The organism is Planomicrobium stackebrandtii (genome assembly GCF_030814955.1).
GTDB classification, from domain to species: domain Bacteria; phylum Bacillota; class Bacilli; order Bacillales_A; family Planococcaceae; genus Planococcus; species Planococcus stackebrandtii.
This window is the reverse complement of the sequence record NZ_JAUSWB010000007.1, coordinates 33,348-56,755: the sequence shown is the minus strand read 5'-3', so window position 1 is coordinate 56,755 and position 23,408 is coordinate 33,348. Positions and strand designations below refer to the sequence as shown.

25 protein-coding genes and 1 other annotated feature are annotated in these 23,408 nt (G+C 47.4%); all 25 genes read right to left on the bottom strand.

Going from position 1 to position 23,408, the window contains the following annotated elements:
- Nucleotides 1–12: 12 nt before the first annotated feature.
- The 25 genes from QOZ98_RS13675 to QOZ98_RS13555 all read right to left on the bottom strand — a co-directional run bounded on the left by QOZ98_RS13675 (nucleotide 13) and on the right by QOZ98_RS13555 (nucleotide 23,339).
- Complete coding sequence (locus QOZ98_RS13675; RefSeq protein ID WP_142827726.1) at nucleotides 13–342, bottom strand: ribosomal-processing cysteine protease Prp; 330 nt, start codon at nucleotides 340–342, stop codon at nucleotides 13–15.
- A gap of 2 nt (nucleotides 343–344) precedes the next feature.
- On the bottom strand, nucleotides 345–653 hold the full coding sequence (gene rplU, locus QOZ98_RS13670; protein ID WP_142827725.1) for a 50S ribosomal protein L21: 309 nt from the start codon (nucleotides 651–653) through the stop codon (nucleotides 345–347).
- A 14-nt stretch (nucleotides 654–667) separates the two neighbouring features.
- Nucleotides 668–749: a sequence feature (ribosomal protein L21 leader region), on the bottom strand.
- Nucleotides 750–972: 223 nt separating this feature from the next.
- Nucleotides 973–1,911 carry a nuclease-related domain-containing protein gene (locus QOZ98_RS13665; RefSeq protein WP_308787977.1) on the bottom strand — a complete coding sequence of 313 codons (939 nt, stop codon included), beginning with the start codon at nucleotides 1,909–1,911 and terminating at the stop codon, nucleotides 973–975.
- A 60-nt stretch (nucleotides 1,912–1,971) separates the two neighbouring features.
- Nucleotides 1,972–2,772, bottom strand: coding sequence for a septum site-determining protein MinD (gene minD, locus QOZ98_RS13660; protein WP_308787976.1), 801 nt, complete (start codon nucleotides 2,770–2,772; stop codon nucleotides 1,972–1,974).
- 1 nt (nucleotide 2,773) lies between these two features.
- The gene (gene minC, locus QOZ98_RS13655) at nucleotides 2,774–3,463 is read right to left on the bottom strand and encodes a septum site-determining protein MinC (protein WP_308787975.1); all 690 of its coding nucleotides are present in this window, start codon (nucleotides 3,461–3,463) and stop codon (nucleotides 2,774–2,776) included.
- Nucleotides 3,463–3,993 carry a rod shape-determining protein MreD gene (gene mreD, locus QOZ98_RS13650; protein WP_308787974.1) on the bottom strand — a complete coding sequence of 177 codons (531 nt, stop codon included), beginning with the start codon at nucleotides 3,991–3,993 and terminating at the stop codon, nucleotides 3,463–3,465. Before mreD ends, minC begins: the two co-directional genes overlap by 1 nt.
- Nucleotides 3,990–4,874, bottom strand: a complete 885-nt coding sequence (gene mreC, locus QOZ98_RS13645) for a rod shape-determining protein MreC (protein ID WP_308787973.1) — start codon at nucleotides 4,872–4,874, stop codon at nucleotides 3,990–3,992. The genes mreD and mreC overlap by 4 nt, the downstream gene beginning before the upstream one ends.
- 13 nt (nucleotides 4,875–4,887) lie before the next feature.
- Nucleotides 4,888–5,916 (bottom strand): rod shape-determining protein, encoded by a 1,029-nt coding sequence (locus QOZ98_RS13640; protein ID WP_308787972.1) that lies wholly within the window; start codon nucleotides 5,914–5,916, stop codon nucleotides 4,888–4,890.
- A gap of 94 nt (nucleotides 5,917–6,010) precedes the next feature.
- The gene (gene radC / locus QOZ98_RS13635) at nucleotides 6,011–6,703 is read right to left on the bottom strand and encodes a RadC family protein (RefSeq protein WP_142827718.1); all 693 of its coding nucleotides are present in this window, start codon (nucleotides 6,701–6,703) and stop codon (nucleotides 6,011–6,013) included.
- Nucleotides 6,697–7,305: a Maf family protein gene (locus QOZ98_RS13630; protein WP_308787971.1), complete on the bottom strand. Its 609-nt coding sequence runs from the start codon at nucleotides 7,303–7,305 to the stop codon at nucleotides 6,697–6,699. The genes radC and QOZ98_RS13630 overlap by 7 nt, the downstream gene beginning before the upstream one ends.
- A gap of 224 nt (nucleotides 7,306–7,529) precedes the next feature.
- Entirely contained in the window at nucleotides 7,530–8,285 is a 756-nt protein-coding gene (locus tag QOZ98_RS13625; protein WP_308787970.1) for a prepilin peptidase, read from the bottom strand.
- A 278-nt stretch (nucleotides 8,286–8,563) separates the two neighbouring features.
- Nucleotides 8,564–9,322 carry a pilus assembly protein PilO gene (locus QOZ98_RS13620; RefSeq protein WP_308787969.1) on the bottom strand — a complete coding sequence of 253 codons (759 nt, stop codon included), beginning with the start codon at nucleotides 9,320–9,322 and terminating at the stop codon, nucleotides 8,564–8,566.
- The gene (locus QOZ98_RS13615; RefSeq protein WP_308787968.1) at nucleotides 9,319–10,092 is read right to left on the bottom strand and encodes a PilN domain-containing protein; all 774 of its coding nucleotides are present in this window, start codon (nucleotides 10,090–10,092) and stop codon (nucleotides 9,319–9,321) included. Before QOZ98_RS13615 ends, QOZ98_RS13620 begins: the two co-directional genes overlap by 4 nt.
- 6 nt (nucleotides 10,093–10,098) lie before the next feature.
- Complete coding sequence (pilM, locus tag QOZ98_RS13610) at nucleotides 10,099–11,037, bottom strand: type IV pilus biogenesis protein PilM (RefSeq protein WP_308787967.1); 939 nt, start codon at nucleotides 11,035–11,037, stop codon at nucleotides 10,099–10,101.
- A gap of 32 nt (nucleotides 11,038–11,069) precedes the next feature.
- Nucleotides 11,070–11,540, bottom strand: a complete 471-nt coding sequence (locus QOZ98_RS13605) for a prepilin-type N-terminal cleavage/methylation domain-containing protein (RefSeq protein WP_308787966.1) — start codon at nucleotides 11,538–11,540, stop codon at nucleotides 11,070–11,072.
- A 133-nt stretch (nucleotides 11,541–11,673) separates the two neighbouring features.
- Nucleotides 11,674–12,885: a type II secretion system F family protein gene (locus QOZ98_RS13600; RefSeq protein WP_308787965.1), complete on the bottom strand. Its 1,212-nt coding sequence runs from the start codon at nucleotides 12,883–12,885 to the stop codon at nucleotides 11,674–11,676.
- A gap of 1 nt (nucleotide 12,886) precedes the next feature.
- Entirely contained in the window at nucleotides 12,887–13,927 is a 1,041-nt protein-coding gene (locus tag QOZ98_RS13595; protein ID WP_308787964.1) for a type IV pilus twitching motility protein PilT, read from the bottom strand.
- A 3-nt stretch (nucleotides 13,928–13,930) separates the two neighbouring features.
- On the bottom strand, nucleotides 13,931–15,589 hold the full coding sequence (locus tag QOZ98_RS13590; RefSeq protein WP_308787963.1) for a GspE/PulE family protein: 1,659 nt from the start codon (nucleotides 15,587–15,589) through the stop codon (nucleotides 13,931–13,933).
- A 22-nt stretch (nucleotides 15,590–15,611) separates the two neighbouring features.
- Nucleotides 15,612–17,210 carry a VanW family protein gene (locus QOZ98_RS13585; RefSeq protein ID WP_308787962.1) on the bottom strand — a complete coding sequence of 533 codons (1,599 nt, stop codon included), beginning with the start codon at nucleotides 17,208–17,210 and terminating at the stop codon, nucleotides 15,612–15,614.
- Entirely contained in the window at nucleotides 17,203–17,616 is a 414-nt protein-coding gene (locus QOZ98_RS13580) for a hypothetical protein (protein WP_308787961.1), read from the bottom strand. Before QOZ98_RS13580 ends, QOZ98_RS13585 begins: the two co-directional genes overlap by 8 nt.
- 30 nt (nucleotides 17,617–17,646) lie before the next feature.
- The gene (locus QOZ98_RS13575) at nucleotides 17,647–19,188 is read right to left on the bottom strand and encodes a hypothetical protein (RefSeq protein WP_308787960.1); all 1,542 of its coding nucleotides are present in this window, start codon (nucleotides 19,186–19,188) and stop codon (nucleotides 17,647–17,649) included.
- Nucleotides 19,175–19,666, bottom strand: coding sequence for a type II secretion system protein (locus QOZ98_RS13570; RefSeq protein ID WP_308787959.1), 492 nt, complete (start codon nucleotides 19,664–19,666; stop codon nucleotides 19,175–19,177). Before QOZ98_RS13570 ends, QOZ98_RS13575 begins: the two co-directional genes overlap by 14 nt.
- A gap of 1 nt (nucleotide 19,667) precedes the next feature.
- Entirely contained in the window at nucleotides 19,668–20,183 is a 516-nt protein-coding gene (locus QOZ98_RS13565) for a PulJ/GspJ family protein (protein ID WP_308787958.1), read from the bottom strand.
- Between the two features lie 216 nt (nucleotides 20,184–20,399).
- Nucleotides 20,400–22,103: a sensor domain-containing diguanylate cyclase gene (locus QOZ98_RS13560; RefSeq protein WP_308787957.1), complete on the bottom strand. Its 1,704-nt coding sequence runs from the start codon at nucleotides 22,101–22,103 to the stop codon at nucleotides 20,400–20,402.
- 48 nt (nucleotides 22,104–22,151) lie between these two features.
- Nucleotides 22,152–23,339 carry a bifunctional folylpolyglutamate synthase/dihydrofolate synthase gene (locus tag QOZ98_RS13555; protein ID WP_308787956.1) on the bottom strand — a complete coding sequence of 396 codons (1,188 nt, stop codon included), beginning with the start codon at nucleotides 23,337–23,339 and terminating at the stop codon, nucleotides 22,152–22,154.
- Nucleotides 23,340–23,408: the final 69 nt, after the last annotated feature.

The window sequence follows — 23,408 nt, the reverse complement described above, 5'->3', positions numbered from 1 at the left end:
CTGTCCCACCTCCTAAGCTGTGAAGGTTATTTTAATATATTCTTCATAGTCTTGTTCAATCGTTTTCAATGAAACAATCATTGCGCGTACCAGCAGTTGAACCTGCTCGTCCGTCTTGTCATTCAGGTTCTCCGGAAAACTGACTTTTAAAAAGCCGCTGTTTGCCTGCTGAATGTCAGGTTCGATTCCCGTCAGCTCCATGATGGCGTTCACCGCTCCAAATGAGACAGCGGACGCTCCAGCACATACGAGGTCTTGCCCGTGTTCAGCATAATCCGCATGGCCTGACATTTCAAATGACGAAATGCGTTTTGATGTTTCTTTTACAGTTACAAGTATCATTCTTACAGGTTGATCGCATCGACAGTCAATTTCGTGTATGGCTGACGGTGACCTTGTTTTTTATGGTAGTTCTTTTTAGCTTTGTATTTGAAGACAGTAATTTTTTTCTGTTTACCGCTTTTTACAACTTTAGCTGTAACAGTAGCTCCTTCAACAAAAGGAACACCAACTTTAGTATTGTCTCCACCTACAAATAGAACTTTATCAAATGTGATAACATCTCCAGCTTCTCCAGTCAATTTCTCAACATAGATCTCTTGGCCTGCTTCAACTTTGATTTGTTTTCCACCAGTTTCAATAATCGCGTACATATCCTTGCACCTCCTCTTAGAATAAGACTCGCCTATTCAGGTGACTCGCCGGAGCGAATTCTTAAAGCAACCTGATTCGAGCGGTTGTAGCACGGTACGCTACAAACATAACATTAGAATAATACCACGCCAGAACATGGCGCGTCAATAGACAATGTAAGGTTTCTGGAAAATGGTGATTCGCAGTTTGTGGATTGATCGGGTTGAGGTGCGGTTGTTGCGGATTGAGGTGCGGTTATGGGCCTGCGAGGTGCGGTCTTTGGTGTTTGAGGTGCGCTTATTGGCTCATGAGGTGCGGTCTTGGCCATTTGAGGTGCGGTCACCGGTAAATGCGTCCGAAATAGTCCCGCAGCAGCTCCCGATTTTCAACAATCTGCCGCTTTCCACGCACTTCACTTTGTGGCGCCGTCTTTTCCAGCAGCCGGTAGAGGACGTATTTGTTTTTGACCCCGAGCAACCGGTATGCAAGCCGTGTATCGAGCTCGCTGCCAAAAAGCAGGGCATATTCCTGAAGCGTCACTTCATGCGCACCCCGCGAATAAAATCCGCAGACGCCGCAATTCCATTTGCGCTCTTGCCAATCCAGCGAACAGGTACGGCAAGTAGGACAGGTCACACCGAGCCGCAATGAATCGAAAGTGATGTTATGGCGCTCGAGCCAGTGGTGACTGAAATTTCGCGCTGGCAAGTTTTCCAGTTTGGAGGCCAGCGCTGCTGTATCAAAAAGTTTCAGACCATTCGCCAATTGCTCCAGATGAAACGGCAAATAATCGAGCGACACGACCGGATAATGCTTCGGTGCTTCCACCACTTTTCCAGAACGGCTCGCCAGGACGATCACACCTTGCACCGGTACGCCGAGAAATCCGCTGGCAGCCCGCACCGCTCGATGAAGCTGTGCTTCCGGATTGCGCATCCCTTCCCTGCGGCCGTCGACAACACGGTGAAACTGAAAATTCACCGTGTCAAAATAAAATTCCCCAATCATGTTCTTCACTTCCAATACGCAAACGAACTCCTTGTGAACCAGCAGCAAATCAATTTGCGCCGCGCCGTCTTTGTATGGGATATGAACATCGCTAAGAAAAATCGCTTCACCGGGCAAATCCAATTCTCTCTTTAATAATGAAGCCGTGCGCTGCTCGCCGCTGGCACCCGCCAAAGAATTTTTCAGTTCTGACAATACTGCAGTCTTTGATTCGTGCGCAGCCGGCAGACGTTCTGCCGCAATCATTCCTGCCAATAAAAAATCGTTCATTCGACACCTCCCCAAAGTTATAAAAAAGCCCCCGCTTTCACAGCGGAGGCTCGGATGATCTTATTTTGTGAAAACAGCTTTGATTTTTGTGAACAGGCTTGGCGGTGCTTTTTCCATGCTCATGAGTGGAACCGATTCTCCGAGCAGACGGCGCGCAATGTTGCGGTAGCCGAGTGCAGCGGCGTTAGATGGATCCATGACGATCGGCTCGCCTTTATTCGAGCTCGAGATGACGCGCTCGTCGTCTGCGATGATGCCCAACAGATCGATCGATAAGTGAGTGGTAATTTCATTGATGTCCAGCGCTTCTCCCGCTTTCATCAAATGCGGACGGATACGGTTAATGATCAAGCGCGGTGCATCGATGTTCTCTTCCAGCTCAAGTAGACCAATGATGCGGTCAGCGTCGCGGACGGCCGATATTTCCGGCGTCGTTACGACGATGGCATGGTCTGCCCCAACAACCGCATTTTTGTAGCCTTGCTCAATTCCAGCCGGGCAATCGATGAGGACGAAATCATAGTCTTTCTTCAATTCCGTCACCAATTCTTTCATCTGTTCCGGATTGACGTCGTTTTTGTCAGCCGTCTGTGCTGCCGGCAAAAGATACAGCATGTCTTCAAAACGCTTGTCTTTGACGAGCGCCTGGTGCACTTTGCAGCGGCCTTCCAATACATCAATCAAATCATAGATGATGCGATTTTCCAGACCCAAGATAACATCGAGGTTGCGCAATCCGATGTCGGTGTCGATCAGGCATACTTTTTTCCCTTGAAGAGCCAATGCAGTGCCGAGGTTGGCGGTTGTCGTCGTTTTACCGACGCCTCCCTTGCCTGATGTAATTACGATAGCTTCTCCCACACTAGCTTCCTCCTTTAAACGTTGAAATTTGCGGACGGATAAACCGCAATTCCTGCAAACGGTCAATGATGATGGTGCCGTTTGTATGTAAATAAGCACATTCCATTTCCGGCTGCTCCGATAAACTGGACAATTCGTCCGTCATCGTTTCCAATTCGTCGTCGATTTTCAATTGCGTGGCTTCCAGCCATGAGGCTGCGATAACTGCGTCGCGATTGCCTTTTGTACCGGCGTGCGCCGCGCCTTTTAGCCGGCCCAGTACATAAACGCTGCCGCCTGCTTCCACGCGGCCGTTCGGATTGACGTCTCCGATGACGACCAAATCGCCTTCAGCTTTGATGACTTGTCCAGAGCGCACGATGCCGACATATGTTTCCGACTGGCGTTCACGGATCATTTGATCGCTTTCTTCGACTGTCAGGATATCGCTCGTCGTCGCAACTACCTTCAAATGAGGATTGGTTTGGACCACTCCGCTCAATTCCTGGATCTGGCTATCGGTGCAATAGCGTTTATTCAGATGCACCGTCACTTCGGTATCACTGTCAAGCGCAGGATCCGACACCTTTGCTTTTAACTCGGTTAATAGATCAGCGTAAGCACACTGGTCATCTAGATACAGCACGAGCCCTTTGTTTTTCCCTTTAATATTAACGAGATTCTTCAAAAAATGTGTCACCTGCGCTTTCATTAATATAACCCTATCTTATTGTCACGCTCCGACAGCTGCGTGACCATCACCGATTTGAACACCCAGCCGAGCATCACCAGAAAAATCGAATTTGCGACCATCGTCGGCCAAAGCCTTGTCGATAAAAATGTGCCAAGCGGCATCCCTGTCAATGAAATCAACAGGAAAAACTGGTACAGCACAAATTCGAAAATTGCCAATAACGCGAGCGTCAGCAGCGTCGATGTCAGCAGGTTCCGCGGAACCCGCTTGAAGACAAACGATGCCACGAGGCAAATGGCTGGATACAAAAAAGAATATAATCCAATAATATCAATGTAAAAGACATCATACAAGAGCCCGAAAAATAATCCGTAAAACATGGCATGCTTCAGATCATAGTAAAGCGTCAGGAAAATCAGGAACATTATCAGAAAACGCGGCACAATGTAATTCAATTCTCCGCCAATATTCAAAGGTGAAAAAAGGCCGAAAACCGGTTCCATGAAAAACAGGACGAGGCAGATCAACGGGATCAGGAAGCGGATCATGATTCATCGTCTCCTGTCACGCCATTGTCTTCACCGTCCACTTCCGGCATTACACGGTCCGCAATGATCACATGATTCAATAAGGAAAAGTCAGCCGCAGGTTTTACATAAGCAAGCTGCGTCAATCCAAATTCATCAATGGTGATTTCCGTAATAGTGCCGATTAAGATGCCTTTTGGAAAAATGCCGCCCAGTCCGCTGGATATGACCTGGTCGCCTTCTTTCAGTTCGATGTCGGCGTCAATTCGCTTCAACAGCAACTCACGGCGCTCAGCGTCATAGCCTTCAATCAGGCCGAACACCTCTTCATCTCCACCGACGACCAACGCGGAAACGCGGTAGTTCGGGTTCAGCGTAGAAATCAATTCCACTGTAGAAGTGGTTGGCGTCGTCAGCGTCACTTTGCCGATCAGGCCGCTAGCCGTCATGACCGCCATGTTTTCCGCCACTCCCTGGTTGGAACCGCGGTTCAAAATGATTTTTTCTTCCCATTGATCCGGATTCCGTGCGATGACGGTTGCCTGAATGGGGTTGTAATCCCGCAAGTCTTCTTCTTTTCCAACGATTTGATTTAATTCTTCGTTTTCAGAACGCAAGTCTTTAACTTCTGCCTGCACGCTTGCAAATTCTTCTAAGCGCGTTTTCAGATGCTGGTTTTCTTCAAATGTATTCAACAATGAATCGACATTATCAAAAATTCCAGTGACAAAATGAGCAGGGCGTGAAAATACCGACTGCCCGGCTCCAACAGCATCTTTTATGATTTGTTCCGGCAGCGATACATTGCTGCGGTCACGGAGCGAAAAAGAGATTAGTGCTACGAGCAGGATGACTCCCAACAGCAGCAAAATCAGCCGCTTGTTCGTTAAAAGCTGTGGCATATCGCCATCCTCCTTATTTGATTGATAGTTGGCGGCGGAATTGGTCCATGTTTTCCAAAGCTTTGCCTGTGCCGAGTGCAACACAGTCCAATGGATTATCGGCGATAAACACCGGCATGGACGTTTCGGCTGAAATGACGCGGTCGAGGTTTTTCAGTAAAGCGCCTCCGCCAGTCAACACGATGCCGTTTTCCATAACATCCGCGCTCAACTCAGGCGGCGTCTGTTCCAGCGTCACTTTGATGCCAGCTACGATAGCGGCGACCGATTCGCTGAAGGCTTCCGCAATTTCCTCGGAAGTGACTTCCAGTGTTTTCGGGAATCCTGTCAACAGGTCGCGCCCACGGATTTCCATGGTCACGCCCCGTTCAGAAGGTTCCATGATGCGCGCAGAACCGATGCCGAGTTTCAAGGCTTCGGCTGTCCGCTCACCAATCAGCACATTGTAGGTTTTGCGGATATACTGAGTAATTTCCATATCCAGTGCATCACCCGCAACGCGAATCGACTCGCTTGAAACGATGCCGCCAAGTGAAATGACCGCTACTTCAGTCGTTCCGCCTCCAATATCGACGACCATACTGCCCATAGGTTCCCATACCGGCAAATCTGCTCCGATTGCCGCTGCGAAAGGCTCTTCGATTGTGAATGCCTCGGTCGCTCCGGCTCCCCGGGCAGCGTTCAAAACAGCACGCCGCTCGACAGAGGTAATGCCGTAAGGAACACAAATCATCACCGTTCCGCTTTTCCATTTGCTGCCGGCCGCTTTAGACGCTTCAACTAAATAATGCTTGATCATCGTCAAGGTCGTATCGTAATCGGCGATGACGCCGTCGCGCATCGGGCGGATTGCCGTGATGGAATTTGCTGTGCGCCCCATCATGTTTTTGGCTTGGCTGCCGACTGCCACGATTTCGCCGGTTTTTTTATTTTTAACGACAACGGAAGGCTCGCGAAGAACGATTCCTTTGCCTTTGATATACACCAATGTATTTGCAGTACCTAAATCAATTCCAACATCTTTTGAACCAAATCCAAACACAGGGTTTCTTCCTTTCTATAACAAGCCGGTATTTCGGCAATTGCGTTGACACAATACTAATCATTATAGACGAAAAGAAAAAAAATAAACAGTGCTACATGAACCCCTTTTCTTTCAACGAAATGAATTGGTGGTCTCCAATGATGACGTGGTCAAGCAGCTCGATGCCGATGATGCTGCCTGCTTCAACAAGCCGTTTGGTGACGTCAATGTCTTCCGGCGATGGTGCCGGATTTCCGGAGGGGTGGTTATGAGCGCAGACGATTGAAGCCGAGGAACGGCGAACGGCTTCACGAAAAATCTCGCGTGGATGGACGATGGAGGCATTCAGGCTGCCGACAAAAATGGTTTGCCGGTGCATGACCTGGTTTTTGATATTGAGAAACAACACGACGAAATGCTCTTGCTTGAGAGAGGTCATGTCCGCCATTAAATAAGAAGCCGCATCTTTCGGGGAACGGATGGTGAACTTTGTATCGGTCTGTTTCGAAGACAAGCGCCGGCCTAGTTCGACGGCGGCAAGCAGCTGCACCGCTTTCGCCTGGCCAATGCCATTGATCGCCACCATCTCTTCAATGGTGGCGTTTTTCATTTCCTGGATTTGCTCGAAATGCGTCAGGACGCGGTTGGCCAAATGCAGCACCGACTCCTGCCGGCTTCCGGTCCGCAAAAGAATCGCGATCAGCTCCTGGTTGGACAAAGCTGCCGCCCCCTGATTGACCAAGCGCTCACGGGGCCTGTCGGCAATATGGACGTCGCGGATCATCAACGGCGCTTCGTTCAGCATCGAACACCGCTCCCTTCCAAGAAAATAAATCCTGCAGCTGCCAATTTTTGCGTAAGCCCTGCAATCGGCAAACCAACCACAGCGTTGTAATCGCCTTGAATTTCTTTGACAAACAAGCCGGATACTGTCTGGATGCCATAAGCGCCGGCTTTATCGTACGGGTCGTCCGTACCAATGTAAAGATCGATCCATGCTTCCGGCAATTCGTAGAACGTCACCTGGACCGCTTCATGGAACGTCAGCTCGCTGTCTCCTTGGACAACGGTCACAGCGGTAATCACTTCATGCGTGCGGCCTGATAATTTCTGCAGGTAATCTTTGGCCTGCTCTTTGCTTTTCGGTTTCAGTAAAATCTCGCCGTCCAAAACAACGATCGTATCAGAGCCGATGACGACAGCCTCTTTGTGAGTTTGTGCCACTTCCTGCGCTTTTTGTGCTGCGCATGCCAGCACATAACCTAGTGCTGTTTGGAATTGGAATGGATCGGGTTCATCTTTCGTGCTAGGGACGACTAAAAAATCAACGCCCAGCATGCCAAGCAGTTCCTGGCGGCGCGGCGACTGTGAAGCTAAAACAATGGGGAAATCGGATTTGAATTTCATTTATGGTATCTCTCCTTTTTCAAGAATCATACCATTTGGAGAAACGCTGAAACAAACAGCAAAAAATGAATTTTGCATGGATTGCGGGATCTAAAAATGAGATTTGGATGATTTGATTTGTACAAAGCGCTGCGCAGAGCTATTTTAAATTCTAATTTACAAAGTTTGAGTTGTTGTTCCGAAAAACAGCTGCAACTTTCAATAAAAAAGATGAAGCCTCAGCTTCACCCCAGAAAATTCATATACCATGCGAGCATGCCATCGCCCCAAAAATAGACGATGACGGCAGCTGCCGCAATTGATGGACCAAACGGAATTGGTGTCTTGCGCCCTTTTTTCGTGACGCGCAGCTGGATGATGCCGACGATCGCCCCGATGAACGATGCGAAGAACAGGGTCATGAACGTACCGACTGTCCCGAGCACCAGCCCAATCACAAAGAACAGCTTGATGTCGCCGCCCCCCATGCCGCCTTTGGAAACGACAGCAATCAGGAACAACAGCAAAAATCCGACCGCAGCGCCGAGCAGGCTGTCCCACCACGGTTCAAGTGGAATCACAAAGCGCAAGCCGAGCAGCACTACCGCAAACGGCAGGAGCACTTTGTCGGGTATCAGCATGTAGGCGATGTCCGACACCGTGATGATGACCAGCAGCGAGACGAACAAGATCGCCACAATCAGCTCCGGCGTAAATCCGAACATCAAATACGACGCCACGAATAAAATTGCGGTGACGGCCTCCATCAGCGGATAGACCCAATGGATTTTCGAGCCGCAAGTCCGGCACTGGCCTTTTAAGAATAAATACGAAAACACCGGGACCAGATCAAGTGCCGTCAAGCGCCGTTGGCAGTTTGTGCAATGCGATGGCGGGTAAGCGATCGATTGTTTTTTCGGCACACGCAAACCGACCACATTGAAGAATGAACCGAACACCAGTCCAAACAGCGAGAAGAAGATAGAATAAGTCAGTACCATAGAAACCCTCTTTGCTTTAGTTTTTTTAGTTAACCAGTAGTGAAGTTGAAGAAATCACTTCAGATGGATGTTTTTCGCAGGCGAAAAGCGATTAACAGAGCTTTTGTTTGCGGAATAATCTAGTTTGTTTGCGGGATAACCTAATTTGTTTGCGGGATATCATCGTTTGTTTGCGGAATACACCATGTTGTTTGCAGAACGGTCTCCATCTATTGCAAATCCTTCAAATCAGCTCTACCAAAAAGAGAGAAATCGCAATGATTTCTCTCTGTCGTTTATTACTCCTCTGAATCAGTTGCGTTTTCTTCTACATTAATATCAATATCCACGTCGACATCCGTCTCTTCGTCAACTACCTGTTCTTCAGCCAAATCCGTTCCGTCATTTTGCGGCAGCGGATTGACTTTGCCTGCCGGAGCAGGGGCATCGATTTTCGGTAGCGTGTCTGCTAGGGCAATCAAGTCTGGACGGAAGTACGCAGAAAATGTCAGGTTGACATCAATCGCTTCGCTCACTTGGTCGGCTGAAGTGATTTCTTCGTTGGAACCGAAATCGATGGCTTCAACAATCATGATGCGTTCCATCGCTTCCACTTCTTCGATGAAAGCCGTGATTTCCTGATAGTCGTTCGCTTGGATGGTGACCGTCGTCAGCACTTCCTGAAGGTTTTCCAACCCTTCGACCGGCACCGGCAATTCAACGAGGCCTTCTGTTATGCCGATGTTGTCTACTAAAGTATCGGAAATCAATTCAGCTTGTTCAATCTGCAGAACAATTTGTTCGGTCAATGATTCGACGGAAACCTTTTGCTGCAGATCGCTCGGGCTTATTTTTTCGCCTTCCGGCAATTCTTTCAGCTGCGCCTGCAGCGCAACCAGCACGTCGCGTTCAGAACTTAAAGTTTGTTCGGCCTGCAGCCGGGCTTCTTTCGCCGGAGCGTAAATGGATAAATACGAATACGCAGCCAGTGCCAGCAGGAAGATGATGGCTAACACGATCAGGCCTTTTTCTTTTTGGCTTTTCGATAAGCTGCTCATTGGCCATCCCCCCCCGTTTCTGCTGGAGCGGTTTCAGCCGGTTCGACTGTATCGGCAGGCGCTTCTGTTTCGGTATTGACGTCAACGTCCACTTCGACATCTTCTGCTGGCTCTTCTACCGCTTCTTCTGTCGGCTCTTCGGTTACAACTTCGCCTTCTACCGGAACTGCCGTATCGTCTGTCGGAATGCGGCCGTCGATAAAGATGATGGTGTATGTCGCCAAATAGCGAGGCGTTTCTTGAATGATCGCTTCTTCGATTACGGCGCCTTCTACAACTTCTTCAGTTTCCAGTTCATTTTGCGAGACACTGTCCAAAGTCGCTGATTCGATCAGCTCAGATGCTTTCAGCTGCGCCAAATAATATGCGGCTTCACGTGCCGTATCAAATTGGACAGACAAGATTGCCTGGTCCAGACCGGTATAGGAAAAGCTTTCAAAAAAGCCCCGTTCCGGCAGCATGGATACCAGCTCCTGCAAAAGCGGAACGGTATCAAATTGATAACTCTCCGCCCAGTCGACAGTGGCTTTCAGCTGCTGCTCTTCGTTCATGCCTTGCGCCGCTTCCAATTGGGTGCGGATCGCTGCTTGTTCGGCAGCGACTTGTGCGGATTGCGCCATTAAAGTTTCCTGTTCACTTGCATGGGAACCGGCCATAAATGCCAAAACCGCCCAAATAATGACGGCCACCAATAAAATCGAAATCGCCGCAATCAGAAAAGCGGGACGGTCCCGTTCTTTTTGCGGCAATAGGTTAATATCTACTAGCATAAAACCTTACACCTCTTTCAGCGCGAGACCGATGGCCCGGTTAAAGCGTCTTGAAACATCTTTTTCGTCGCCGCATGGAATGACATCAAGCACAAGCGGCTGGATCGGAATCTGGAACCGCATTTCCAGGCTTTGCTGAAAAGCCTGCCAATCGTAAAACTCTCCATTGCAAACAACTTTCGTAATGCCTTCTTCTCCGCTGTTCATATTGTAGCGGTAGAAGTTGGCCAGTTTTTCAACTTCAATTTCAATGGTCTCCATAACTGCAGAACGATCGGCCAACAACGGATCTTCAATTTCCAGATCAACCGGCCGCATGAACATCGGAAAATGCTCGTGGAAGATGGAGACGGTCATTTTTTTCGACTGCAGGTCGATCAGCATGATGTGTTCATCTTCCTGGAAGTCGTGCTGCAAATAGCCTAAACGGTAAAGAGCGAGCGGTGTAATGTCAGCGACGATTGCTTTTAGCTTTACCTGGTCAAACACGTCTTCATAGGACTTCACGACCGATTCCTTGGAGGCGATGATGATCGCTTCCGGCTGTTCTTCTTCCGGATGGTACGGCACCACATCAAAGACGGGATCTTCAAAGGGCAAGTAAAGCGTCGAACCGATTTCGATGAAAAAATGGCCTTTCAGTTCATCGGCTTCGACATCTTCGGGGTATGGTACTTTGCGGATAATAACGAATTCGTCAGGGGCGAGGAAGCGGACTGACTTCTTAGAGAGACCCCACTGATTGACAGCCTTATCGAGTTCCGAGGCCAGCGCCGCCGCATCGACAATCTTACCCTCTTCGATAATGCCTGCTGGAAGAAAAATTTCTTCCGCGCAATTCAGCTCTATCGGCAAAGAGGATTTTAAGTCGACATGACGGATCGCGTCTTCTTCTATTGTAATGGTGACGACGCGTGCTTTTCTCGATAAAAACGATAAGGCCATTTTTTCAGCTCCAAAATTTTTATTATTTGTTATTAATTAGTTTGATAGTCATCGCCAAATTGAGCATTTGATAATGCGCTAAGTCCAGAATTATTAATTGCTGTAGTTATATCGTAAGTATTTCCATTAGCAGCAGCTGCTCCTTCAATAGTATTACCACCTTGTACTGCTGTAATTAAAACTCCATCTGCAAGAGATCCGGCATCATCCATATATGATGAAGATGTAACTTCGGCACCGGTAGCACCAGTCGTAATCCCGTTCACAAGCTCATCAACTGTAACATCAGCTTCACTTGGATTTTCTGTAAAAAAGATATTTGCTGCAGAAAGTGCATTTTGATAATCAGATTTAACTGCACCGTGTCGGCTATTCTCTATGATAGTACCAATCGCCGGAATAGCAATCGCCGCGATAATCGCGATAATTACGATAACAGCTAAAAGCTCGATCAATGTCATACCTTTTTCGTTGTTCAGTTTCTTTTGCAAATATTTTTTCATTTTCTTTTCCTCCTATTTTTTTACTTTTAAATAATACTTTGAGTACAGCTTCATTATAACAATAGTACCAGTTTTAGCAATAGTCTTTTCTTGTTTTTTTACAAAATATTTTAAAGAGAAAATGTGGAAACCGCTACAATTGGTCTACATTCTGGAACATCTCGAACATCGGCATCATGATAGCTAGCACTATAGTCCCTACTAATGCAGCAAGGAAGACGATCATCAACGGTTCAATCAACGCTTTCAATCGGTCGGTCTCGGCTTCGACTTCCTTTTCGTAGAATTCGGCTACTTTGCTGAGCATGTGGTCGAGCGAACCGGTTTGTTCCCCGATGGAAATCATATGGGGAATGAGAGGCGGAAATGCCCAATGCTTGCGCATCGGCTCGGTCAATGAACCGCCGCGTTCCAGTGAGTCGCGTGAGGACAGGATAACTTTCGACATGACGGCGTTGCCAACAACTTTTTCAGTCATGGTCAAGCATTGCAGGATCGGCACCGAACTGGAAAACAGCGAGCTCAACGTTCTGGTCAAACGGGCAAGCGCCGACTTCTGGAGGATCTTGCCGAAAATTGGGATCTTCAGGAGCAATGTATCCAGGATCATATTGCCTCTCGGGTCTTTGCGCATCAGCCAGATAACTGCGAAAATCGCAAGCGCACCCATCACCAGCAAATACCAATAGCCCATGACAAAGTCAGATGCGCCCATGACAATCTGCGTAATCATCGGCAGTTCGCCGCCAAAGCCTTCGAACATATCGGCGAACATCGGCACGATGGAAGACAGCAGGAAAATAACAACGCCAATTGCCAGGATGCCGACAACAACTGGATAGGACATCGCCGACACCACTTTTTGTTTTGTTTGGTAGGCTTTGTCGTAATGCGTCGCCAAACTTTCCAAAGATTCATCGATGTTCCCGGACATCTCTCCCGCTTTTACCAAGTTAATGGTTAACGGCTCGAAGATTTTTGGGTATTTTGCCAGCGAGTCGGATAAGGAATTGCCTTTTCTCAGCTCTTCTGCGATTTCTGATAAACTTTTTCGCAGCGCTTTGGATTCGACCTGCTGCGACAGGATGTGGATTGAGTCGACAATGGTTACGCCGGCGCGCATAAGCGTCGAAAATTGGCGCAGGAACATGATAAACTGGTCGCGTTTTACCGGGTTGCCGAACGATATGTCTTTTTGCAGCGTGGTCGCCGGCATTTCACGGATGTCAATGACGCGAATTCCTTCATCGCGCAGCTTTTCCACCGCTTCCCGCCGGCTGTTGGCCACAGCAATGCCGTTCCGGATTTTTTTACGGTCGCGCCCTTCGTATTTGTAGCGGGCCACGTTATTCCGCCCCTTTCAAGTAAGGCTGCGCAATTTCACGCGTGATCTTGCCTTTTTTCAACAGCTCCTGCACAGACGTTTCCATCATGTGCATGCCGGACGCACGGTTGGTCAAAATAACGTTCGGAATTTGATGGACTTTTTCAGAACGGATCAAGTTGGCGATGGCCGGATTGGAAATCATGATCTCGGTTGCCGCTACCCGCCCTTTGCCATCTGCAGTTGGCAGCAGGCGCTGGGAGATGACCGCTTTGATGATGCCGCCAAGCTGCGTCCGAATTTGGGCATGCTGCTCGTGCGGAAATACGTCAATGATCCGCTCGATGGTCGAAGCGGCACTCGAAGTATGCAGTGTGCCCATAACCAAGTGGCCCGTTTCGGCAGCGGTGATGGCGGTGGTGATTGTTTCCAAATCCCGCATTTCCCCCACTAAAATAACATCAGGATCCTGCCGGAGTGCTGCACGCAAGCCGTTGGCAAATGAATTTGTGTCAAAGCCGACTTCACGCTGGTCAATGACCGAGGTGCCATGCTTGTGCATATACTCGATCGGATCTTCCAGTGTGATGATGTGTTTGGTCATATGTTCATTCATATAGCGGATCATAGCGGCAAGCGTTGTCGACTTGCCGGAACCAGTCGGACCGGTCACGAGGATCAATCCCTGGTGGGTATCCGCCAATTTTTTTAACGTATCCGGCATTTGCAGGTCGTCAATGGATGGAATCCTGGATGGAATGGTCCGGAAAGCGTGTGAAATCGAACCGCGCTGATGGAATGAGTTGACCCGGTAACGTGCCACACCCGCAATCGAGTAGGAATAATCCATCTCTCCTTTTTCAAGGAATGTGTCCCATAACGATTCGGGCATCAGCGCTTTGGCGATTGCCATGGTGTCGTCCGGCATCAGTTTTTCTTCGCCAAACTGGATCAAGGTGCCGTTCATACGGAAAATCGGTGGGATGCCAGTCGTCATATGGATATCGGAAACATTGCGTTCTTTGGCTTCGGTCAATACGTTATCGATAAATGTAGTAGGCATAGGCTAGTCTGTCATGGCAACGCGAAGTACTTCTTCCGTCGTTGTCATGCCCTCCTTTACTTTTAGTAAACCGTCATCGATGAGGAAGATGGTTTTATTCCGGACAGCGATTTCACGGATTTCTGCTGCGGTGCCGCCGCGGTTGATGATGTCTTTGATTGCATCGTCCACCACCAGAACTTCGTGGATCGCCATACGGCCTTTATAGCCGCTCATATTGCATTGCGGACAGCCTTTGCCGCGGGCAATGGTTTCGACCGTGATGCCGCGTTTAGCAAAAATCGCTCGTTCCCGTATAGTAGCCGGCTGGATTTCCCGGCAATCCCTGCAGACGCGCCGTATTAAACGCTGTGCCACGACGGCATTCAAAGACGCCGTCACTAGGAAAGGCTCGATGCCCATATCCATCAGACGGGTGATGGAAGCGATCGAATCGTTGGTGTGAATCGTACTCAGCACCAAATGCCCGGTTAACGAAGCCCGGATGGAAATATCAGCCGTTTCTTTGTCGCGGATTTCCCCAACCATGACAATGTCCGGATCCTGCCGCAAAATCGACCGCAAACCGGCTGCAAACGTTAAGCCGACATTGGCGTTCACCTGAATCTGGTTAATGCCTTCCAATTGATACTCGACAGGATCTTCGACCGTGATAATATTGACTTCTTCTGAATTGAGCTTGTTCAGCGCCGCATAGAGCGTCGATGATTTACCGGAACCGGTCGGACCGGAAATAAGGATAATGCCGTTCGGTTTGTCGATTTCGTGCATAAAGCGCTCCATGTTTACATCATTAAAGCCAAGTTTCGATATATCCGTAAGGTTTTGGCTCAAGTCTAAAATCCGCATAACGATTTTCTCGCCGAAAACTGTCGGCAAGGACGACACGCGCAAATCGATGGCACGGAAGTCGACTGTTGTCTTAATCCGGCCATCCTGCGGAATGCGATTTTCGGTAATGTCCAAATTCGCCAAAATCTTGATTCGCGCTGTGATCATCTGCTGCATGCTTTTTGGCAGGATCCGCTCGGTGCGCAGCGTGCCGTCAATCCGGTAACGCACGAGAACGCGGTTTTCCTGGGGATCAAAATGGACATCGCTGGCTTTTTGCGAGACGGCATTCGACAGGATTTGGTTGACCAGCCGGACGATCGGCGCATCCAGATCGTTCAATTCTCTTTGCTGCTCTTCCGCTATTTGCGGCAACTCTTCCAACAGTTCGTCATATGATTCTTCATCGTAATATTTCGCAATGGTCCGGACGATATCTTCTTTGGAAGCAATCGTCGGCTCGATCTGGAAGCCGGTCGTCAGCCGGAGATCATCAATGGTGATGAAATCCGTCGGATCGGTCATGGCAATAAACAGCCGGTCGCCTTCCGTCTTAAGCGGCACCAGTAGTTTGCGCTTGGCAAATTCCTTGGGCACCACGTTGAACAGCATCGGATCGAATGGATAGCGGAACAGCGATACATGCGGGATGCCAAGCTGGACTTCCAGCGTCTCAATCAGTTGCTGCTCGGTGATGATGCCTCGCTGCAGCAGGGCATCACCCAGCTTTTGATCGTTTTGCTTGTCCTTCAGCGTTTCCTGCAGATCTTCTTGCGTCAATAACCCCTGTTCGACCAAAATATCGCCTAACCTTCTTCTGACAATCGCCATTTCGATCTCTCCTCTCTAACACTTACTTTGTAATCAGCTTTCCGCCTTTGTCGTATTCAGGCGTTTCATCTACTGGATCTTGCTCTTCAGCTGGATCGTTGGCTGCCGGTACATCATGGATGCCATCTTCGTTCTCATCGATAAACCCAGGTTCGCCGTCTGTCGGAACGTTTGGTGTCGTCGGTGTTCCATCATGGATGCCGTCTTCATTTTCATCAATAAATCCGGGTTGTCCGACTGTCGGGACAGTTGGCGTTGCAGTCGTTCCATCATGGATGCCGTCGCCATTGTCATCAACAAATCCCGGCTGGCCGGCTGTTGGAGAAGTTACTGTTCCGTCATGGACACCATCTCCGTCTGCGTCCACAAATCCAGGCTGCCCAGTTGTCGGGACAGTGGTCGTGCCATCATGGATGCCGTCGCCGTTGACATCGATAAATCCAGGCTCACCAGCAACCGGAACTGTTACTTCCGGGGCTGCTGGCAGAGCTAGCGGGTAAACTTCAACGCGGTGGATTGGCGGATAAAAATCGTTTGATACCGTTTCGACTTCCACGGTTTCATTGCCATCGTAAATGGTGCGGGTAACATTCAGGCGTGTTCCGGACACCCCGATTTCGTCAACTTGGTTGCCGCTCGTCACAAACGCACTGTATTGCTTGATCAAACGCGGTTGGATATCGGTTTGTTCGGTCAAGTCGATCGCATACGAATACACGAATGGATAACCTGTAATCGACGCGTTCAAAGAATCGCTCGCTTTTGTCAGGTTCAAGGTAAATGAACTGTCATTCGGGTTCGTGAAAACTAGGTCGATTCCAAGTTGCCGGTTGATCGCCGCTTCCTGGCCCAGTGGAATAGATGCAGGCACTTGCGAACCGATGCTGCGCTCATCTACCAGATAATTGGTTTGGAGCAGTGCGCCATAAATGGCGGAAGCAATTTGCGTCAATTCCTCGTCGCTGACATCCGTCACTGAAAGCTGAGCAATAAACTCAAGAAATGAAAATTGAGCACCCGGCGCGAGTTGAACACCGTTCAAGGCATCTATGACCGTTGAACTGCCGATGCTTGAAAATGTGGTCGGGAATACAACATCCGCCACTTTTTCACGGTCGAGGCTCAGGCTGTCGTCGCTGATCGACACTTGCGTTTTTGTTTGCCCGCCTTGAAGTGCTGTTTCCAATTTCCCATTAATTGCTTCGACATCCGCTTCAGAAAAATCGGCCACCGGGAAATATTCAGCTAAAAACGATCGTGTCGTATCCGGGGACAAACTAAAGACAAAGCTATTTTGTGCTCCCGTTTCGGCATTTCTGACCGTTTCATCCAACAGGATTTCAGCATTTTCAAGCGGGTAGATTTCCGTTGCATCCTGGTAAGTGACATGGAGTTCCGCATTTGCGCGCCACGTTTCCGACTGGCCGGCAAACATCATTGTCGCCGACTCCACTTCCATATTGGAAACATCGGTCGTGCCGATGTAGGTGTTGTCGCCAAATTCTTCAGTAGGAAACAGCCAGTTGTCTACAGCATAAGCGCCGGCGTTGGCCGCTCCAAAGACAAAAACCGCTAAGCCGAATACCGCCGCAAAGGCCATTCCAAATAATTTATTATCCACGGGTAATCTCCTCTCGCTCAGCATCGATCGACTGCATGCCGAACGGTTTTGGTTTTTGCGCCGGTTCTGGAACTGCTGGTGCTTCTTCTGTTTCCGGTGTGGCTAAATACGTTTTTGTTTTTTGTTGCTTTTGCTCACGGCGTTCTTCAGCCAGGCGCTGTTTTTCGTTTTGCTCTCGCTCTATCAGCTTCATGTAGACGAACGCTGCCAGAAACGATACGCCAAGAAGTGCCAAAGCCACCATATACCAGGCATAGGCTCCCTGCATCAGCAATGCGGCAGCCGCAGCAGCTAATCCGCCACCGGCAATGGTCATCCGCTTGGCGAGCGGCACTTGTTTGAGAAGCATATAAGCCAGCGGCAAAACCACAGCCGCTAAAATGATAAAAAGTAATAAGCGTATCATGTAAATCCTCCTATTTTGTTCATCGATAGTTTAATATTCGATCTCCAAATCGATATCGGTATCAATTGGATTCGGCACAGAAACGTCCAACGGCAAAGTGCTGGTATTTTTCAGCACAACACCGCAGTTTTCCAGAAAAGTCGAATAAGTGTCTTCCCGTTGAACGTAAAGATCGGTCATTTTATGTGTAACTCCGCCGATTTTAACCGTTCGATCTGCATTTGTAGATGTCTTTAGTTCAAAGACCTTGTTTGGATCAATTGAAAAATAAGACAATGCCCCGCTTTCTGAAAACTCGATTTCCTGGGACAAGCGCTTTAAATCCGCACTGTCAATGCGATCAATATCCAGGCATAGTCTGGAGTAATTGGAGATTTCGATGTGGTTTTTCCAGTCGATATTGGCGATTTTCGGATTTTCTATTGGCGTATTATAGCCAAGAATAAGAAAATTGGTGTAATACATGTTTTTAATATTGACGTCTACCGTCAGTTCTTTGACGATGATCGTTTGTTTGACGCCATTTTTCCCCAAGTTGATTAGGTTGTTGCCGGCATCCAATTTGCCATTAATGATGAGATTGGCGTTGATCAGGTTGTTCATATTGTTGGAAGCGGCAGCGTCATTCTGCTGGACCACCAGGTTAATGCCTTCAAAGTTGAGATTGTTGCAGTTTTTATCACAGACATAATCTTTAAAGTCATTGGTGTAAACGCGGAAATCAGCCGGATCGAGGCTTTTACTTTTTATCAGCTGAATAAAATCCTTTAAATCCTCTCCTGCTGCGGCCGCACATTCATAAGGGGCTGTAGCTGTTTGATCAACGACGCTTGTCAAAAGATCAGTGCAGGATCGTGTTGGCGGAACCAAAGTGAATATTTTTTCATAGGTTATATCTTCGTCTTGGGTGATGAGAATGGTATCCACTTTGATCGATTCGTCAGCATTCAAGAAACTATCGGGTATGCTTACAAAAAAGGTTGCGACCAATTGTTTTAACATTTCTTCCGAAGTGCCCTGGACCTCCATCTCGATTTCAATGGACGTCACCTCTTTATCCGATACAGATGGCAATGCTGTATCTTTTTTGTCTTTATTCAACTGGATTGCTTTCAAATCAAGAACCGAATAATCGATTTGTTCTTCAGAAAATGGAACTGTCTTGATTCCGATCTGTTCTTTCAACTCCTCGATTTTAGCCATGATGCGCTCAATATATAAAGCTTTCATATCTGCATCGATTTTTTCTTCCCACTGAATCCGTTCAGCCTCGGTATCGCACGCTGTCCCAAGCGGGTACTTGATACAGTCAATCAGGGCATTCAGCTTTAACTGAGTCTGATCACTCATTTCCTGTTTGAGCATTTTGAGCTCCCGTTCGAAATCCGATGTAAAGTACAGGGTTCCCATTTCCGCAGCAGCTACTGCATGGTTTGTCACATCAACCGTTTGTTCCTGTTTTGCGTGATTCAGTGAACCGGCGATAAACGTTGCTGACATGCTTAAGAACAAAACAACTATCAGTAGCACTATTACTAACGCGTAGCCTTGCTGATTTTTAAAATGCTTCATTTTTATGTCCCCCTTTATACATGCCGGTAATGATTCGCGTAAGGACGGTATCGATAGAAATTGAGTTCTTGCCTGAAGTAAGTTTTAAGTTGACCGGATGGTGCTGCTCTTTTGGAAGTATGATTTGTTCAGCAAAAACAGTTCCGGTATAAACCACTCCATTGATGGACGTGCCATTATAGTCGTAGTTTTTGTCTATAACTCTTTCAAAAGGTGCACAGCCAGTCTCATCACAGGTTTTCAAAACTAGCTGTCCGTTCTCGAACTTTACTGAGTAGCTATCACTTTTTCTATGGGCATTCGATAATTCTACAATAATGAGATTGGCATCCTGTTGAATGTGAGTCTTGGAGGTTTCGACCACACTGTGCTTAAAGCCAATCGACATGGCAGTCCATGCTGCGACAGCAATGATCGATACTAAAGCGAGCGCAGCAAGAAGTTCAATTATGGTTATTCCTTTTTCGTTGATTTTCATATCAATCAACCTTCATTTCAACAATAAACTTGATGTATGAAAAGGTTTGGCTGCTTATACGGCCATCGTCATAAACTTTTAAATGAACTTTGTGTAATTGCGATAAACTGGGGTCATTGCATTTCAAACTGTTTTCAGCCTCCTTCAGAAAAGGCTGACAATTTAAATAAACATCTGCTTCATATCGGTAACCATCCGTTTTTTCGTAGCGGATAAAATCATCTGTAGTTGTAATTTCAGTGTAGCCAGCCGCAGGCATCCGGGTTACCAGAACGGTTTTGAAGTTTTCATAAATGGACGGATCTGCCAGGTCACGTTTTCCAACCCAACCTGCCTCTCCCGAGATATACGCCATTTCCTGCCTAGCCAAATTCATCGTGTCTAATTTCGTTTCTGTCTTGGCATTAAATAATGTCATTTGAGGGAAAATGGACATGATGCCAATAAACAGGATGCTCAATATGACCACCGCTGCCAGAATTTCAACCAAAGTTAATCCTCTGTCATTCATGTTCATTCAAATCCCCCCTTAAACATGCACGAATATATTCCTTTATATTCCTATTAAAAGAAACTTTCTATCTAATTTTAACTTAGCTACATTATTGCATTGTTTCTGCCCTATTGAACAGTGTTTTCTCATGAATTTCAAAATTTATTGCTAAAAACCAGGGTATATTCTGGGCCAAAATAGGAAAAAAGACTACAGATGAGGATTAACCCATCTGTAGCCTTATTTTGAATATGCCGCAACTTTATTCCGTCCAGCCTGTTTCGCACCGATATACAAGGCACGGTCGGCATTGCGGATCAGCGACATGCCTTCATCGCTGTCATCCGGTGCTGTTGATACACCGATGCTTAAGGTGATATGGACAATTTGCTGCTCCCGGTTAGCGGCAAGATCACTTTCGATCAGGAACTCATGTTTTTCGATGCGCTTGCGCAGGTTTTCAGCGAGCAGCATGGCCAAATCTTTGCTGTAATCTGTCAGCAGCACGACGAATTCTTCGCCGCCATAGCGGGCGATGGTTCCTTCGTCCCCGATTTCTTCTCTTAAAATATCCGCCAGCTGAACGAGGATGTCGTTGCCGCTTTGGTGGCCATACCGGTCATTGATGCTCTTGAAATGATCGATGTCCATCATGATGAGCGATAATTGCGTCAGACGGCCTTCGTTCATTTCTTTAATGCAACTCTCTAGGCTTTCGTCCAAATAGCGGTAATTGTAAAGTTTGGTCAATCCGCAACGTTCGCTTTTCGCTATGACTTTTTGCATATAGCCGGCTTTTTCCAGCGATACGGCAAAATAAGTGCTGAGGATTTCCAAAATTTGCAGCTGGTGTTTGGCAAAAGCGTATTTCTTTTTTGATGCCAGCACCAGCACGCCTTCTGTTTTGTTGTTTCGAGCGATGGGGGTAGCCATCAAACTTTCTGTGTCTTGCGGAAGATTGCCGGTGACCAAATCCTGCCACTGGCTTTTTTCATCATATACATAAGAGTCGTTGGTGATGATGACTTTCCCGGCAATTCCTCTATTATATGGAATAGATTTGATGACGCGCGGCTGCAATTTATTGTTTTCAAAAACCCGCAGCATCTGCTGCAGGTCGTCCCTGTAATCGATTACATAGGCATATTCAACTTTGAACATTTTAGCGACCTGCACGACAAACTGATCGAGTACTTCGTCGGTCTCCAGCCGTGTAGCCAGCTGATGTCCGATTGCCCCAGCTTTTTTCAAGTCGATATTTACCTGTTCTGAGTTGTTATACATTTTCAGCACAGCAGTCATGATGAAGAACGGAACACCCAGCAGGATCAGTGCTGGAACACCAATATATGATTCGAAAATATATAGCGCTATGGCATAAGGGAAAATCACCAGCATCAGGACGAAATCCCAAATGGCATCAATGGATAAGAATTTATTCTTATTGCCAGTCATACGATCATAAACTTGATAGATGATCTGATTGCTTAAGACCGTCATCACTTGGAAAATCAATCCATATAAAACTACATGAGACAGCTCCAAAGAGCCGATTTGTCCGCCAGCAGCTTTATATGTAAGTCCTGCAATTAATGACATCAAAAAAAACATTAATGAATTAAAAGGAATCCGCAGCGATTGCGCTTCATTCGTCCGGCTTCGGTAGAGCACAATGAACATGCTTAATTGAGAAACCAGCATCTCGATAAAAATGCCATATTTCAAGAAAAGTGCTACGGTTACCCATTGCACCAAAAACGTCGAAGCGCCGTTGATGTTCATCGGCATCAGGCTCATTAAAACAAAAAACAAAATATAGGCCAATAAGTTCCATGGATCTGCTACAGATGGTGGGAAAAAATTATAGACAACCACTAAGCCAGCTGGAACAACCAGAGTCCATAAGCTCCAAAGAATCGTTTTGCGAGTAAATTTCTTCCCCATATCATCTTCCCTTTCTAGGCAACTAACTCCATTGCGTCACAATGGCCATTAGGATTGGTAATGTTGAAAAAAAGTATCCGCATAGTTTCTAAGGACTGTCAGGAGGTAGAGTGAACCCGTGACTATAGTCTCTTCTTTCCTACCTTTTACAGGTAATATATCACATAAATTTGTAATTGTCTTTCTTTTACTTCTACTTTCTTCAAATAAAGTTTCTGCAGGCAATGCACGTTCATTGTCAAAGTTAACAAATGTGAAATGGTCGCTGATGGTTTCAAGCCGGCGCAGGGCGTAGACATAGTCCTTATCTTTAAAAATTCCCATAACGATGTGAATGGGACGGTCGGGTAATGCTTCTTTTACTGTTTCCACGAGTGCATCGATGCTTGCTTTGTTGTGTGCTCCGTCAAAAATAACCCCCGGCAAGATCTTTTCAAACCGGTAAGCAAGCTTAGTCGATGACAAGCCAAGCTGCGCTTTTTCTTCATCGAATTCCAGACCAAGCAACTCTTTGGCGGCTTCGAGTGCAAGTGCAGCATTCTTTTGCTGATGAGGTCCTTTCAATCCTAAACGTGAATCTGCCAATTTGGTTGGCAGGATCACATCCGAGTGGAGACGGTCCGCTTTTTCCCGAACAATGTTCATCGCTTCGTTTGGCAGATCCCCGACAACGACCGGTTTCCATTTTTTTATGATCCCCGCTTTGTGGCGAGCGATTTCTTCTATTGTATTTCCTAAGAAATTGGTGTGATCGATGGAGATGGAGGGAATGATGGCAATCTCGGAATCGATGACGTTTGTGCTGTCAAGCGTCCCTCCCATGCCGGCTTCAATGATGGCAAAATCGGGGGCTTGCTTTCGGAAAATGACAAATGCCGCTGCAGTCAAAAGCTCGAAATCAGTTAATGGAGTCTTCACTACACTCAATTGTTGCATGGCCCAGCCAAGTTCATCTGAGCTGACAGGCGTGCCATTGATCTGAATTTGATCATGAAGATCCTCGATGCATGGCGAATAGAAATTGCCGATGCTGCGGCCATGCGCTTGCAGGATAGCCGAAAGAAAAGCCGCAGTGGACCCTTTGCCATTAGTGCCTGCCAAATGGATGAATCTACCCGTTTGATGGGGATTTTCGAGTTCTTCCAGTGCAGCGGTGATGGCATCCAAGCCAGGCAGAATGGCAGAGTCTGTATGTATATTCCATTTGTTTTTATATTGTTCGAGTCCGATTATCATAAGAAGCCTCTTTTCTGCAGTAAACATGATACACTTTTTGAGTATGATTATAGCACGAAGGTGGAATGG